Annotated in this window: 10 protein-coding genes and 1 rRNA gene; 7 read left to right on the forward strand and 4 right to left on the reverse strand. The window is 55.3% G+C overall.

Annotated elements, in window-relative coordinates:
- The first annotated feature begins 2 nt into the window (after positions 1–2).
- From rrf to aceK, 5 genes are all read left to right on the forward strand, one after another.
- Positions 3–118: ribosomal RNA gene (gene rrf, locus ABK821_RS21100) — 5S ribosomal RNA — on the forward strand.
- 317 nt (positions 119–435) lie between these two features.
- Complete coding sequence (gene metA, locus ABK821_RS21105; RefSeq protein ID WP_138360890.1) at positions 436–1,365, forward strand: homoserine O-succinyltransferase; 930 nt, start codon at positions 436–438, stop codon at positions 1,363–1,365.
- A 268-nt stretch (positions 1,366–1,633) separates the two neighbouring features.
- Positions 1,634–3,235 (forward strand): malate synthase A, encoded by a 1,602-nt coding sequence (gene aceB / locus ABK821_RS21110; protein WP_395034123.1) that lies wholly within the window; start codon positions 1,634–1,636, stop codon positions 3,233–3,235.
- 31 nt (positions 3,236–3,266) lie between these two features.
- Complete coding sequence (aceA, locus tag ABK821_RS21115; RefSeq protein ID WP_395034117.1) at positions 3,267–4,571, forward strand: isocitrate lyase; 1,305 nt, start codon at positions 3,267–3,269, stop codon at positions 4,569–4,571.
- A 97-nt stretch (positions 4,572–4,668) separates the two neighbouring features.
- Positions 4,669–6,411: a bifunctional isocitrate dehydrogenase kinase/phosphatase gene (gene aceK, locus ABK821_RS21120; RefSeq protein WP_395034119.1), complete on the forward strand. Its 1,743-nt coding sequence runs from the start codon at positions 4,669–4,671 to the stop codon at positions 6,409–6,411.
- Between the two features lie 14 nt (positions 6,412–6,425).
- On the opposite strand, the gene ABK821_RS21125 is transcribed toward aceK, so the two are convergent.
- Positions 6,426–6,830: an ASCH domain-containing protein gene (locus tag ABK821_RS21125; protein WP_138360897.1), complete on the reverse strand. Its 405-nt coding sequence runs from the start codon at positions 6,828–6,830 to the stop codon at positions 6,426–6,428.
- A gap of 9 nt (positions 6,831–6,839) precedes the next feature.
- On the reverse strand, positions 6,840–7,667 hold the full coding sequence (gene iclR / locus ABK821_RS21130) for a glyoxylate bypass operon transcriptional repressor IclR (RefSeq protein ID WP_138360888.1): 828 nt from the start codon (positions 7,665–7,667) through the stop codon (positions 6,840–6,842).
- A 198-nt stretch (positions 7,668–7,865) separates the two neighbouring features.
- Here iclR and metH point away from each other — a divergent pair, with 198 nt between their 5' ends.
- Together metH and ABK821_RS21140 are read left to right on the forward strand one after the other, a co-directional pair.
- Positions 7,866–11,549: a methionine synthase gene (gene metH, locus ABK821_RS21135; protein ID WP_343178757.1), complete on the forward strand. Its 3,684-nt coding sequence runs from the start codon at positions 7,866–7,868 to the stop codon at positions 11,547–11,549.
- Between the two features lie 222 nt (positions 11,550–11,771).
- Positions 11,772–13,403, forward strand: coding sequence for a Na/Pi cotransporter family protein (locus tag ABK821_RS21140; RefSeq protein WP_138360886.1), 1,632 nt, complete (start codon positions 11,772–11,774; stop codon positions 13,401–13,403).
- A 116-nt stretch (positions 13,404–13,519) separates the two neighbouring features.
- Here the strand turns inward: ABK821_RS21140 and ABK821_RS21145 are convergent, their stop codons facing one another.
- Together ABK821_RS21145 and sorE are read right to left on the reverse strand one after the other, a co-directional pair.
- Entirely contained in the window at positions 13,520–14,329 is an 810-nt protein-coding gene (locus ABK821_RS21145; RefSeq protein ID WP_138360885.1) for a shikimate 5-dehydrogenase, read from the reverse strand.
- Entirely contained in the window at positions 14,322–15,554 is a 1,233-nt protein-coding gene (sorE, locus tag ABK821_RS21150) for an L-sorbose 1-phosphate reductase (RefSeq protein ID WP_138360884.1), read from the reverse strand. Before sorE ends, ABK821_RS21145 begins: the two co-directional genes overlap by 8 nt.
- Positions 15,555–15,624 lie beyond the last annotated feature (70 nt).

The following is a 15,624-nucleotide window of genomic DNA, read 5'->3' on the forward strand; positions in this document are numbered from 1 at the left end:
TGCCTGGCGGCCGTAGCGCGGTGGTCCCACCTGACCCCATGCCGAACTCAGAAGTGAAACGCCGTAGCGCCGATGGTAGTGTGGGGTCTCCCCATGCGAGAGTAGGGAACTGCCAGGCATCAAATAAGTGAAAAGGTCATCCTCACGGATGGCCTTTTTGCGTTTATACCGTCCGGGCACTGCCGGATGGCGGCTGCGCCTTATCCGGCCTACGTATAAACCAGATTCAATAACGGATATTCCTTTCATCATGTCGCGAGGGGCGACGCTAATAACCATATTCTCTCTTTTTATTTGTCCTTATATCCTGATTTAAATATCTCCGTGAAATTTTCTCACCCTGTACATGCAGACTCGACATTTACCTCATTCCTGGGTATCTTCAGCTATCTGGATGTCTAAACGTTTATACGTATGCTATGAGGTAATAAAGTTATGCCAATTCGGGTGCAGGACGAGCTACCAGCCGTCAATTTCTTGCGTAATGAAAACGTCTTTGTCATGACGACGACTCGTGCGACGACTCAGGAAATCCGCCCGCTGAAGGTGCTTATTCTTAACCTGATGCCAAAGAAGATCGAAACGGAAAACCAGTTCCTGCGACTGCTGTCAAACTCACCGCTTCAGGTTGATATTCAGCTTTTACGGATTGATGCCCGTGAATCGCGTAATACACCGGCAGAGCATCTGAACAACTTCTATTGTAACTTCGAGGATATCTGCGATCAGAACTTCGATGGACTGATTGTGACCGGTGCGCCGCTGGGTCTGGTGGAGTTTAATGATGTAGCATACTGGCCGCAGATTAAGCAGGTACTGGAGTGGGCGAAAGATCACGTCACCTCAACGCTGTTTGTCTGTTGGGCGGTACAGGCCGCGCTTAATATTCTCTATGGCATTCCGAAGCAAACCCGCGCTGACAAGCTTTCCGGCGTCTACGAACATCATATTCTTCATCCCCATGCTTTACTGACCCGTGGTTTTGATGACGCGTTCCTTGCTCCACACTCACGCTATGCGGACTTTCCTGCGGCATTAATTCGCGATTATACCGACTTAGACATTCTGGCAGAAACGGAAGAGGGAGATGCTTACCTGTTCGCCAGCAAAGATAAACGCATCGCGTTTGTCACCGGTCATCCGGAATACGATGCCCATACGCTGGCCAGCGAATATTTCCGCGATGTTGAAGCGGGTTTAAGCCCGAATGTGCCGTACAACTATTTCCCTCAGAACGATCCGCAGAACAAACCGCGTGCGACCTGGCGCAGTCACGGTAATTTGTTGTTCATCAACTGGCTCAACTATTACGTTTACCAGATCACGCCATATGATCTTCGTCACATGAATCCAACACTGGATTAATCTTCTGGCGCTGACGATCCTAAAGCGTTTCAGCATGTCGAAACAGGCACCTTCGGGTGCTTTTTTTATTTCCGAAATGCCACTCATCTTGTAATTGAACTTTATTCTTTATGTTATCAATCGGTTATATTTAAATTAAATTAAAAATGGAAATTATTTTTGATTTAAATTCTTAAGCGAGTAATCTTAAATGTGCTGAACGAAAAGCGTACAACGATCTTTCGTTCGCACTGGGGATGTATTCGGATCGATGACGAGGAGCTGCATGATGAATAAACAGGCAACAATCGCCGATGAGTTGGCCTTTATCAGGCCCTGTGGAGAGCAAGAGAAGCAAATTCTGACCTCAGAGGCGGTGGCGTTTTTGACCGAACTGGTGACGCGATTTACACCCGCACGTAACAAACTCCTCGCTGCTCGCATCCAGCAACAGCAGGACATTGACGATGGTAAGCTGCCTGATTTTATTTCGGAAACCGCTTCCATTCGTAATGGCGACTGGAAAATCCGAGGTATTCCCGCTGACTTACTGGATCGTCGCGTGGAAATTACCGGCCCGGTTGAACGTAAAATGGTGATTAACGCGCTGAATGCTAATGTAAAAGTATTTATGGCCGACTTTGAAGACTCGCTGGCTCCCGAATGGAGCAAAGTCATTGATGGCCAGATCAACCTGCGTGATGCGGTGAACGGCACCATCAGCTACACCAACGAAGCCGGGAAAATCTATCAACTCAAGCCAGATCCGGCGTTACTGATTTGTCGCGTACGCGGCCTGCATCTGCCGGAAAAACACGTCACCTGGCGCAGGGAAGCCATTCCTGGCAGCCTGTTTGATTTCGCTCTCTACTTTTTCCACAACTATAAAGCGTTGCTGGCAAAAGGTAGCGGCCCTTACTTCTACCTGCCGAAAACTCAGTCCTGGCAGGAAGCCGCATGGTGGAGCGAAGTCTTCAGCTATACCGAAGACCGCTTTAATCTGCCGCGCGGCACCATCAAAGCCACCCTTCTGATTGAAACGCTGCCAGCCGTCTTCCAGATGGACGAAATTCTGCATGCGCTGCGCGATCATATCGTCGGTCTGAACTGTGGCCGCTGGGATTACATTTTCAGCTATATCAAAACACTGAAAAATCACCCGGATCGCGTCCTGCCGGACCGTCAGGTGGTGACGATGGATAAACCGTTCCTCAGCGCCTATTCACGCCTGTTGATCAAAACCTGCCACAAGCGCGGCGCATTTGCGATGGGCGGCATGGCGGCGTTTATCCCGAGCAAAGACGCCGAGCGCAACAATCAAGTGCTCAACAAAGTGAAAGCGGACAAAGCGCTGGAAGCCAATAACGGTCATGACGGGACCTGGATCGCGCATCCAGGGCTGGCGGACACCGCGATGACGGTCTTTAACGAGGCGCTGGGCGAAAACCAGAACCAGCTGTTTGTTACCCGCGATGAAGATGCGCCCATTACTGCCGAACAGCTGCTGGCGCCCTGTGAGGGCGATCGTACTGAAGAGGGAATGCGCGCCAATATTCGCGTGGCGGTGCAGTACATCGAAGCATGGATTTCCGGCAATGGCTGCGTACCGATTTATGGCCTGATGGAAGATGCGGCCACGGCCGAAATCTCCCGAACCTCTATCTGGCAGTGGATTCATCACCAGAAAACCCTGAGCAACGGCAAACCCGTCACGAAAGCACTATTCCGTCAGATGCTGGCCGAAGAGATGCTGGTGATCCAGGACGAGCTGGGAGAGCACCGCTTCAGCAGCGGGCGCTTTGATGAAGCCGCGCGCCTGATGGAGCAGATCACTACTTCCGATGAGTTAATTGACTTCCTGACCCTGCCGGGCTACCGCTTCCTGGCGTAATTCACCACATAACAATATGGAGCATCTGCATATGAAAACCCGTACCCAACAAATCGAAGAGTTACAGAAAGAATGGACGCAACCGCGCTGGGAAGGTATCCGCCGCCCGTATAGCGCGGAGGAAGTGGTGAAATTACGCGGCTCGGTGAACCCGGAATGTACGCTGGCGCAGCTTGGTGCGGCCAAAATGTGGCGTCTGCTGCATGGCGACGCGAAAAAAGGCTACATCAACAGTCTCGGCGCACTGACCGGTGGCCAGGCGCTGCAACAGGCGAAAGCCGGCATTGAGGCGGTCTATCTGTCCGGCTGGCAGGTGGCGGCGGACGCTAACCTGGCCTCCAGCATGTACCCGGATCAATCGCTGTACCCGGCAAACTCTGTTCCGGCGGTTGTGGATCGGATCAACAACACCTTCCGTCGTGCGGATCAGATCCAGTGGGCCTCCGGCGTTGAGCCTGGCGATCCGCGCTTTGTCGATTATTTCCTGCCGATCGTGGCCGATGCGGAAGCCGGTTTTGGCGGCGTACTGAACGCGTTTGAACTGATGAAATCGATGATTGAAGCCGGTGCAGCGGCAGTTCACTTCGAAGATCAGCTGGCGTCGGTGAAGAAGTGCGGCCATATGGGCGGCAAAGTGCTGGTGCCGACGCAGGAGGCGATTCAGAAACTGGTGTCGGCGCGTCTGGCGGCTGACGTGATGGGTGTACCGACGCTGCTGATTGCCCGTACCGACGCGGATGCGGCAGATCTGATAACCTCGGACTGCGACGCGTACGACAGTGAATTTATTACCGGCGAACGCACCAGCGAAGGCTTCTTCCGCACGCGTGCTGGTATTGAGCAGGCGATCAGCCGTGGGCTGGCGTATGCGCCTTACGCAGACCTGGTGTGGTGCGAAACCTCCACGCCGGACCTTGAACTGGCGAAGCGCTTTGCCGATGCCATCCATGCGAAATACCCGGGTAAACTGCTGGCCTACAACTGCTCACCGTCGTTCAACTGGCAGAAGAACCTGGACGATAAAACCATCGCCAGCTTCCAGCAGCAACTGTCGGATATGGGCTACAAGTACCAGTTCATCACCCTGGCGGGTATCCACAGCATGTGGTTCAACATGTTCGACCTGGCACACGCTTACGCGCAGGGCGAGGGGATGAAGCACTACGTTGAGAAGGTTCAGCAGCCGGAGTTTGCGGCGGCTAAAGATGGCTATACCTTCGTCTCTCATCAGCAGGAAGTCGGCACCGGTTACTTTGATAAAGTCACCACCATCATCCAGGGCGGCGCATCATCCGTGACCGCACTGACCGGCTCCACAGAAGAATCGCAGTTCTGAACCATGCCGGATGGTGCTGACGCTTATCCGGCCTACCCTGAACCGTAGGCCGGATAAGGTGCCTGCGCCGCCATCCGGCAACCGATGAGGGCAAACCATGTCGCGTGGCCTGGAATTACTGATTGCTCAAACAATTTTGCAGGGCTTTGATGCCCAATACGGCCGTTTTCTTGAAGTGACTTCCGGCGCCCAGCAGCGCTTTGAGCAGGCTGACTGGCATGCGGTCCAGCAGGCGATGAAACAGCGCATTCACCTCTACGATCACCATGTCGGCCTGGTCGTTGAGCAGCTACGCTGCATTACCGATGGCAAAAATACCGATAGCGATTTTTTGCTGCGGGTAAAAGCGCACTATACCCGGCTGCTGCCGGATTACCCACGCTTTGAAATTGCCGAGAGCTTTTTTAATTCCGTTTACTGTCGGTTATTTGACCATCGATCGCTCACTCCTGAGCGGCTTTTTATCTTTAGCTCCCAGCCTGAGCGCCGGTTTCGCACGATTCCGCGCCCGCTGGCGAAAGACTTTTTCCCCGATCGCGGTTGGGAGACGTTATTGCGCAAGGTGTTATCCGATTTGCCATTCCGCCTGCCGTGGCAAGATAAAGCGCGTGATATCGGCTATATCACCGCCTGCTTACAGGAGGCGCTCGGCAGCGATCTGCTTTCCCGCTCGCATTTACAGGTTGCGAACGAACTGTTTTATCGTAATAAGGCTGCCTGGCTGGTGGGGAAACTGGTGATGCCAATGGCGACGCTGCCTTTTCTTTTGCCAGTCCATCGTAGCGATGAAGGTGAGTTATTTATTGATGCCTGTCTGACCACCCATGCTGAAGCGAGCATTATTTTTGGCTTCGCCCGCTCCTATTTTATGGTTTATGCGCCGCTGCCCGGCGCGCTGGTGGAGTGGCTGCGCGACATTCTGCCAGGTAAAACCACCGCCGAATTGTATATGGCGATTGGCTGCCAGAAGCATGCGAAAACAGAGAGTTATCGAGAATATCTGCACTATATCTCCGGCAGCGATGAGCAGTTTATTGAAGCGCCCGGTATTCGCGGCATGGTGATGCTGGTGTTTACTCTGCCGGGATTTGACCGGGTATTTAAGGTGATTAAAGACCGGTTTGCGCCGCAGAAAGAGATGACCGCCGCCCACGTCCGCGCCTGCTATCAACTGGTCAAGGAACACGATCGCGTGGGGAGAATGGCTGATACCCAGGAGTTTGAGAACTTTGTGCTGGAGAAGCGGCAAATCTCCGCTGAACTGATGACCTTGCTGCAAACCGAAGCCGGAGCGAAAATTACCGATCTCGGCGATCGGATTGTCATCAGCCATCTTTATATCGAGCGGCGGATGGTGCCGTTAAATATCTGGCTGGAACAGGTCGACGGTCAGGCGTTGCGCGATGCGGTAGAAGAGTACGGCAATGCGATTCGCCAGCTTGCCGCCGCCAACATCTTCCCCGGCGACATGCTGTTTAAAAACTTTGGCGTCACCCGCCACGGGCGCGTGGTGTTCTACGATTACGATGAAATTTGCTATATGACAGAAGTAAATTTCCGCGATATCCCGCCAGCGCGCTACCCGGAAGACGAGCTGGCGAGCGAGCCGTGGTACAGCGTGTCGCCGGGCGATGTTTTCCCGGAAGAGTTTCGCCACTGGCTGTGCGCCGACCCGCGTATCGGGCCGCTGTTCGAAGAGATGCACGCCGACCTGTTTCGTGCCGACTACTGGCGGGCGTTACAGACGCGTATCCGCGAGGGACATGTGGAAGATGTGTATGCTTATCGTCGCCGCCAGCGTTTTAGCGTGCGCTACGGCAACCTTCAGCAGGCAGGGTAAACCGGCAGCCTGGCTCAGGCTGCCTCAATAACCGTAAATTCTTCGTACACCAGCTCCATATCTGGCGCCCATGTGCCTTCACGTTCAAAAAACGCCTGATGCGCCGATTGCCAGTAAGCGAGGCTCAAATCACCTTCGCCTTCCAGCGCGGCGAGCTCAGGACTCATTTCGTTAAAACGGATGAGCCTGAGCGTGAGGGTGCGTATCACGCATACGGCTTTACCTTTGCCATCCAGCACTATGTGATATGCCCCTGGCGTTACGGGAGGCTGCTCTTGCTGATAGCTGGCAAGTGAGCCGCAGGTACCGCGCTTCTTTCCCTTGACGACCAGGGCCGCCAGCTCGTCGGCAAGCTCCGCTGAATCGCCGAAAGACCAGCAAAAAGCTGAAGGGTATTTATCCTGCCAGTAGGATTTCAGATCGCTCATTTATCGCACTCCACCATATGCCAGCGTTACCTCTTTTGCCGCCTTAATCACCATCGCGCCAAATTCGGTCACGCGGTCGTCGGTAATCCGGGAAATTGGCCCGGAGATAGAAATCGCGGCAAACGGCTCGCGGTGTTCATCATAAATACATGACGCTACGCAGCGCAGGCCAAGCGCGTGTTCTTCATCATCAAAGGAGTAGCCGCGCTTGCGCGTCTGGGCCAAATCCTCTTTCAGATGCACCGGTGAGACCAGGGTCGCATGAGTGTATGCGTGCAGGCCTTTACGGTGCAGCAGGTCGGTAAGCTGATTTTCACTCAATTGCGCCAGAAAGGCTTTTCCTGCCCCGGATGCGTGCATGGGCAGCTTACCGCCAATCGGCGCCGACATACGCATCAACTGCGTACACTGCACCTGGTCGATAATAATCGCCTGGTGATCGCTTTGATCCAGCACCGCCAGATTGACCGTCTCGCCGGAGTCTTCCATCAGTTTGCGCAGAACAGGATGGACAATCGCCAGCAGATTACGGCTCTGCAAAAAACTGCTGCCGACGACAAAAGCGTGAGCGCCTACCGACCAGTGCCCCAGATCGCCAACCTGGCGAACAAACCCCAGTTGCTGCATAGTGGTCAGCAGGCGGTGAGTTGTCGAATTAGGCAAACCGGCCTGTTGCGCCAGTTCGGTCAGCGCGACGCTGCCGTGAGATTCAGCAATCCATTCAAGCAGTTTCAGACCGCGAGTCAGGGACTGAACTTGTCCGCCAGCCTGAGCGGCCGCGGGAGCGGCAGGTTTTCTGCCGCGTTTTGCGGGAGCGGGAGTCGCCATCGCAGTCTCCTTTTTTCTGTATCGTGGAAATGATTTTCGTTTTATTTGGCGATAATGCAATCACTACCCGACTGATCGGATGAGTGAAGCTGAACATGTCTCATCTTATCCGCTGTTCTCTTTTCCACCTGCCATGTTTATGCCAGTATGCTTTGTTGGCCTTTTACGGTCCAGGTTGAGTGTTGTCGGGAGCAAGTCGTGAGTAGCAAAGTTGAACAACTGCGTGCGCAGTTAAATGAACGCATTCTGGTTCTGGATGGTGGCATGGGTACCATGATCCAGAGCTATCGTCTGAGTGAAGAGGATTTCCGCGGCGAGCGCTTTGCCGACTGGCGCTGCGATTTGAAAGGCAATAACGACCTGCTGGTACTCAGCAAGCCGGAGGTGATTACCGCGATTCATGACGCCTACTTTGCGGCGGGGGCGGATATCATTGAAACCAACACCTTTAACTCGACGATCATTGCGATGGCGGATTACCAGATGGAATCCCTGTCGGCGGAAATCAACTTTGCCGCAGCAAAACTGGCCCGCGCCTGCGCCGATGAATGGACGGCGCGCACGCCGGAAAAACCGCGCTACGTTGCGGGGGTGCTTGGCCCCACCAACCGCACCGCGTCCATCTCGCCGGACGTGAACGACCCGGCGTTTCGCAATATCTCCTTCGATCAGCTGGTCGCGGCCTATCGCGAATCCACCAAAGCGCTGGTGGAAGGCGGGGCGGACCTGATTCTGATTGAAACCGTTTTTGATACGCTGAACGCGAAAGCCGCCGTTTTTGCAGTGAAAGAAGAATTTGACGCGCTGGGCATCGAGCTGCCGATTATGATCTCCGGCACGATTACCGACGCCTCCGGACGCACGCTCTCCGGCCAGACCACCGAAGCGTTCTATAACTCGCTGCGCCATGCCGAAGCGCTCACCTTCGGTCTTAACTGCGCGCTGGGGCCGGATGAACTGCGCCAGTATGTGCAGGAACTGTCGCGTATTGCCGAATGTTATGTTACCGCGCACCCGAACGCCGGTCTGCCTAACGCATTTGGCGAATACGATCTTGATGCTGATACGATGGCAAAGCAGATCCGCGAGTGGGCGGAGTCGGGCTTTCTTAACATTGTCGGCGGCTGCTGCGGCACCACGCCGGAACACATTGCCGCCATGAGCCGCGCGGTTGATGGCTTAGCGCCGCGTAAACTGCCCGATATTCCGGTAGCCTGCCGCCTTTCCGGCCTTGAGCCGTTGAATATTGGCGATGACAGCCTGTTTGTAAACGTGGGGGAGCGTACTAACGTCACCGGTTCCGCTAAATTTAAGCGGCTGATCAAAGAAGAAAAATATAACGAAGCGCTGGATGTCGCCCGTCAGCAGGTGGAGAACGGCGCGCAGATTATCGATATCAACATGGATGAGGGGATGCTCGACGCCGAAGCGGCGATGGTGCGTTTCCTCAACCTGATTGCCGGTGAGCCGGATATCGCCCGCGTACCGATCATGATCGACTCCTCGAAGTGGGAGGTTATCGAAAAGGGCCTGAAGTGTATCCAGGGCAAAGGTATCGTGAACTCGATCTCGATGAAAGAGGGCGTTGCGCCCTTTATCCACCATGCGAAGCAGCTGCGTCGCTATGGTGCGGCGGTGGTGGTGATGGCCTTTGATGAACAAGGGCAGGCCGATACTCGCGCGCGTAAGATCGAGATTTGCCGCCGGGCGTACAACATTCTCACCAAAGAGGTGGGTTTCCCGCCGGAAGACATTATCTTTGACCCGAACATTTTTGCCGTAGCGACCGGGATTGAAGAGCACAACAACTACGCGCAGGACTTTATCGGCGCCTGTGAAGATATCAAACGCGAACTGCCGCATGCGCTGATCTCCGGCGGCGTCTCTAACGTCTCCTTCTCGTTTCGCGGCAACGACCCGGTGCGCGAAGCGATTCATGCGGTGTTCCTCTACTATGCCATTCGTAACGGCATGGACATGGGGATCGTCAACGCCGGGCAACTGGCGATTTATGACGACCTGCCCGCCGAACTGCGCGACGCGGTGGAAGATGTGATCCTTAACCGCCGCGACGATAGCACCGAGCGTCTGCTGGATCTGGCGGAAAAATACCGTGGCAGCAAAGCTGATGATTCCGCCAATGCGCAACAGGCGGAATGGCGTACCTGGGAAGTGAAAAAACGCCTCGAGTATTCGCTGGTCAAAGGCATTACCGAGTTTATCGAACAGGATACTGAAGAAGCCCGTCAGCAGGCGACGCGCCCAATTGAAGTGATTGAGGGGCCGCTGATGGACGGTATGAACGTGGTGGGCGACCTGTTCGGCGAAGGCAAAATGTTCCTGCCGCAGGTGGTGAAATCGGCCCGCGTCATGAAGCAGGCGGTGGCGTATCTGGAACCGTTTATTGAAGCCAGCAAAGAGCAGGGCTCCAGCAACGGTAAAATGGTTATCGCCACCGTGAAGGGCGACGTGCATGACATTGGCAAAAACATTGTTGGCGTCGTTTTACAGTGCAACAACTATGAAATCATCGATCTTGGCGTGATGGTGCCGGCAGAAAAAATCCTCAAAACCGCGAAAGAAGTGAATGCGGATTTGATTGGTCTCTCCGGCCTGATTACCCCGTCGCTGGATGAAATGGTCAACGTGGCGAAAGAGATGGAACGTCAGGGCTTCACCATTCCGCTGCTGATTGGTGGGGCGACCACCTCGAAAGCGCACACGGCGGTGAAGATCGAGCAGAACTACAGCGGCCCGACGGTCTATGTCCAGAACGCCTCGCGCACCGTGGGCGTCGTGGCGGCGTTGCTGTCTGAAACCCAGCACGATGAGTTTGTCGCCCGTACCCGTAAAGAGTACGAAACGGTGCGCATCCAGCATGGGCGTAAAAAGCCACGCACGCCGCCGGTGACGCTGGCCGCCGCGCGCGAAAACGATCTGGCTTTTGACTGGCAAAGCTACACGCCGCCGGTTGCTCATCGTCTGGGCGTGCAGGAGGTTGAAGCCAGTATCGAAACGCTGCGCAACTACATCGACTGGACGCCGTTCTTTATGACCTGGTCGCTGGCCGGGAAGTATCCGCGCATCCTCGAAGATGAAGTGGTAGGCGAAGAGGCGAAGCGCCTGTTTAAAGACGCCAACGACATGCTGGATAAACTGAGTGCCGAGAAGACGCTCAACCCGCGCGGCGTGGTGGGGCTGTTCCCGGCAAACCGCGTTGGCGATGATATCGAAATTTATCGCGATGAGACGCGTACCCATGTGCTGGCGGTCAGCCATCATCTGCGTCAGCAAACGGAGAAGGTGGGGTTCGCCAACTATTGCCTGTCTGACTTTGTTGCGCCGAAACAGAGCGGCAAAGAGGATTACATTGGCGCCTTCGCCGTCACGGGCGGTCTGGAAGAGGATGCGCTGGCAGAGGCATTCGAGGCGCAGCATGATGATTACAACAAGATTATGGTCAAAGCGATTGCTGACCGTCTGGCGGAAGCCTTTGCGGAATACCTGCATGAGCGGGTGCGTAAAGTCTACTGGGGCTATGCAGCGAATGAGAACCTCAGCAACGAGGAGCTGATTCGCGAAAACTATCAGGGGATTCGTCCGGCGCCGGGCTATCCGGCCTGCCCGGAGCACACTGAGAAGGGCACCATCTGGCAACTGTTGGAGGTGGAAAAACACACCGGCATGACGCTGACCGAATCCTACGCCATGTGGCCGGGCGCGTCGGTCTCCGGCTGGTATTTCAGCCATCCGGACAGCAAGTATTTCGCGGTAGCGCAAATTCAGCGCGATCAGGTGGAGGATTATGCGCAGCGTAAAGGGATGACGGTCGCGGAGGTGGAACGCTGGTTGGCTGCCAACCTGGGCTATGATGCTGACTAATTCATAAAACTGTCATTTTTTCTTACAACAAACAGGGCGCTCATCGGGCGCCCTGTCTCTTTATTGTGCCGGAACCCTTATACTGAAGGTTCATGGGGCTGCTTGCCGGATGTGACGTAAACGCCTTATCCGGCCGACAAATATCTCCGTAGGCCGGATAAGCGCAGCGCCATCCGGCAAAAAAGCCGAACATCATAATAATGATAAGGAGTACCTGATTCTGTGCTAACTCTGCTACACCTGCTGTCTGCTGTTGCTCTTCTGGTATGGGGTACCCACATTGTGCGTACCGGCGTGATGCGCGTCTACGGTGCTCGTCTGCGAAGCGTGCTGAGCAGTAGCGTGGAGAAAAAGCCGCTCGCCTTCTGCGCGGGGATTGGCGTTACCGCGCTGGTCCAGAGCAGCAATGCCACCACCATGCTGGTTACTTCTTTTGTCTCCCAGGATCTGGTGGCGCTGGCCCCGGCGCTGGTGATGGTGCTGGGGGCGGATGTCGGCACCGCACTGATGGCGAGGGTGCTGACCTTCGACCTGTCATGGCTTTCGCCGCTGCTGATTTTTATCGGCGTGATTTTCTTTCTTGGGCGTAAGCAGACGCGTGCGGGCCAGCTTGGACGCGTGGGGATTGGCCTTGGGCTGATACTTCTGGCGCTGGAACTGATCGTCCAGGCGGTGCATCCCATCACTCAGGCCAGCGGCGTACAGGTTATTTTCGCTTCACTGACCGGCGATATTTTATTGGATGCGCTGATCGGCGCGGTGTTTGCGATCATCAGTTATTCAAGCCTGGCGGCGGTGTTGCTGACCGCAACCTTAACCGCAACCGGCGTGATTTCATTTCCGGTCGCGCTGTGCCTGGTGATTGGCGCGAACCTCGGCTCCGGGCTGCTGGCGATGCTTAACAATAGCGGCGCTAATGCCGCGGCGCGGCGCGTCGCGCTGGGTAGCCTGCTGTTTAAGGTGGTGGGTAGCCTGATTATTCTGCCATTTGTCCATGTGCTGGCGGCGGTCATGCAGAAACTGCCCCTGGCGGAATCTGAACTGGTCATCTACTTCCATGTTTTTTACAACCTGATTCGTTGTCTTGCCATGGTGCCGTTCGTTGGGCCGATGGCGCGATTCTGTAAGCGTTTAATTCGCGACGAGCCGGAGCTGGATGCTCGTCTGAAGCCGAAGCACCTTGACACCTCGGCACTCGATACCCCTGCGCTGGCGCTGGCTAATGCCGCCCGCGAAACGCTGCGTATTGGCGATGCCATGGAGCAGATGCTGGCCGGTTTGCACAAGGTGATGCACGGTGAGCCGCGCGAGGAGAAGGCGCTGCGGCGAATGGCGGACGATATCAACGTACTGTATACCGCCATTAAGCTCTATCTGGCGAGGATGCCGAAAGAGGAACTGGCGGATGAAGAATCCCGCCGTTGGGCGGAGATTATCGAAATGGCGCTTAATCTTGAGCAGGCGTCGGATATCGTTGAAAGAATGGCCAGTGAAATCGCCGACAAATCTCTGGCGGCGCGTCGGGCGTTCTCTATGGAGGGGTTAAAAGAGCTGGATGCGCTCTACGACCAACTGCTCAGCAACCTGCAACTGGCGATGTCGGTATTTTTCTCCGGCGATGTGCCCAGCGCCCGCCGTCTGCGCCGCAGCAAGCACCGTTTTCGCATTATGAACCGTCGTTACTCTCATGCCCACGTTGACCGCCTGCACCAGCAAAACGTGCAGAGTATTGAAACCAGCACGCTGCATCTGGCGTTGCTGGGAGATATGAAGCGTCTGAATTCGCTGTTCTGTTCGGTGGCCTATAGCGTGATGGAACAACCGGATGAAGATGATGAGCGGGATGAGTATTAGGCTGTGCTCCGCACCAGGTCGTGACACAGCCAGGGTTGATAGCCTGAACCGGGAGGAAGCGCCGCTGCCGGGAAAAATCCCCGGGCGATGGCTGGCGCCTTACCCGGGGGTTATGCTTACGCTCTGGCAAATGCGGCCGCTTCAGCGACCAGCGCATCATCCGGGCGCACGCCGGTGTAGAGTACGAACTGCTCCACCGCCTGCAGGGCAATCACTTCCGCGCCGCTGATAACCTGCTTATCCAGCTGCTGCGCCAGTTTGATCAGCGGCGTTTCCGGCGGCAGAGCGACCACGTCAAATACCACGCTGGCCTGTTCCACCATCGTCTGGCTGAAAGCCAGCGTTTCGCTTTCCGCACTGCCCGCCATGCCGAGCGGGGTGACGTTGACCAGAATATCCACCGCATTTCCTTCCGGCTGCGGCTGCCACTGGAAGCCGTACTGGTTCGCCAGCGTCAGGCCATTATCGCGGTTGCGGGCAGCGATAATGACGTCGCGGAAACCGGCATCGCGAAAGGCGGCGATCACCGCTTTGCCCATCCCGCCGCTGCCCTGGATCATCACTTTCGCGGAGGAATCGAGCTGGTTGCTGTCAATCAGGCTTTTCACTGCGATGTAGTCGGTATTCAGCCCGGTCAACCTGCCGTCGTCATTAACGATGGTGTTGACCGAGTCAATCACTTTTGCCGAAGGATCGATAGCGTCGAGAAACGGCATGCAGCTCTCTTTAAACGGCATTGATACCGCGCAGCCGCGAATACCTAACGCGCGCACGCCTTTTACCGCCGCTTCAATATCCTTTGTTGTAAACGCTTTATAGATGTAGTTCAGTCCCAGCTTCTCATATAAATAGTTATGAAAGCGGGTGCCGAAGTTGCCGGGACGACCGGCCAGGGACATGCACAGTAGCGTATCGCGATTAATCATGGGTAATATCCTCTGTATGGGCCAGAAGATACTCTTCCGCCTCTTTTGACCAGATACCGTGATGGCGTTCCATTATCGCCGCCAGTTCCGGGTCGGTAATTTCCCCCAGCGGTGTTAACGGTATGTTTTTCCCGGTATACACTAATTTTTTACCGCCGCCAACCTTCGGTAAATCCAGCGTCGTCTCGCCCGCCGCGTTCAGCCCCAAAATATGGGTCACCACTTTCGCGGTCTGAACTTTTTTCGCCTGCATTAATTCTACGGCGGCGCGCATGTCGTCGGTATTGCCGCCGGAGGTACCCACATAGTGAGTGAAGGCGTAATGTACATCGTAAAAATTGATCGATGCGCTGAACTGTTTATCCTGCGGACCGGCAAAGAAGTTCAGACAGCCGTCCGCGGCCAGCAGCGATGAAGCCATAGTGATCAGCTGTTCGTTAGGGACGAAGACGAAAATATCATCAAATCCGTGGCCGCCGCTGAGCGCCATCAGCGTTTCGCGGCTGGCGTCATTGCCATCAAGATAGTGAATCAGCGTTTGCGGTTCGGATGGATAGTGCCGACGCGCATAGCTCAGTTTCGGCTTATTGGTATCGGTGACCACCAGCAGCGCCGGGTTGACAGGGCCATGCAGGGCGTAATCGATAGCCAACAGTCCCATCGGGCCGGTGCCGCCAAGGATCAGCGTGCGTCCTCGCGGACGAATCCCCATTACGTGGTTATAGCTGCCTTCCTGCAGATGATAGTTGGCGTTGAAGGCACCGATCACGCAGGAGAGGGGCTCTACCAGCGATCCTTCAAACCAGGTATCGCCTTCCCAGCAGAGCAGACAATCCTGTTCCATGACCTCATTGGGGATCACCACGTGAGTCGCTTCCCCGCCGATCCAGGGGAAGGAATAGCCGGGGCAGTCCGGACGATCCGGCAGTTGCAGGTTGGCCTGAATCACATAGCGCTGACCGGTATGAAACTTGTGCTGCCACTTTTTGCCCACGGCGATAATTTCACCGCAGAATTCATGGCCGATAATGATCGGGTTGGTCGCCACATCGTCCGGTACTTTTTTATGCGTCTCGCCCTGATTAGCCTCTTTCCAGGATGAAAGGCACAGACTGTCGGTGACCACGCGGGCCAGAATTTCATCATCCTGCATCGCCGGGAGTTCGAAGGTTTCCAGGCGCAGATCGCGTTTGCCGTAAAGACGCAGGGCCGTTGTTGTTTGCATGTTTTCCACCTCATCCCCTTCATCTTTCGAACGACAGCGATGCTGGCTTCCTTCACGCCGCCCGGTCACG

This window comes from Klebsiella sp. KE9456 (assembly GCF_043832615.1).
Lineage (GTDB): Bacteria > Pseudomonadota > Gammaproteobacteria > Enterobacterales > Enterobacteriaceae > Klebsiella > Klebsiella indica.

Coding starts and splice junctions, on each gene's coding strand:
- sorE (WP_138360884.1), bottom strand. CDS start 15,554: ATGCAAACAACAACGGCCCTGCGTCTTTACGGCAAACGCGATCTGCGC.
- metA (WP_138360890.1), top strand. CDS start 436: ATGCCAATTCGGGTGCAGGACGAGCTACCAGCCGTCAATTTCTTGCGT.
- ABK821_RS21145 (WP_138360885.1), bottom strand. CDS start 14,329: ATGATTAATCGCGATACGCTACTGTGCATGTCCCTGGCCGGTCGTCCC.
- iclR (WP_138360888.1), bottom strand. CDS start 7,667: ATGGCGACTCCCGCTCCCGCAAAACGCGGCAGAAAACCTGCCGCTCCC.
- aceK (WP_395034119.1), top strand. CDS start 4,669: ATGTCGCGTGGCCTGGAATTACTGATTGCTCAAACAATTTTGCAGGGC.
- aceB (WP_395034123.1), top strand. CDS start 1,634: ATGAATAAACAGGCAACAATCGCCGATGAGTTGGCCTTTATCAGGCCC.
- aceA (WP_395034117.1), top strand. CDS start 3,267: ATGAAAACCCGTACCCAACAAATCGAAGAGTTACAGAAAGAATGGACG.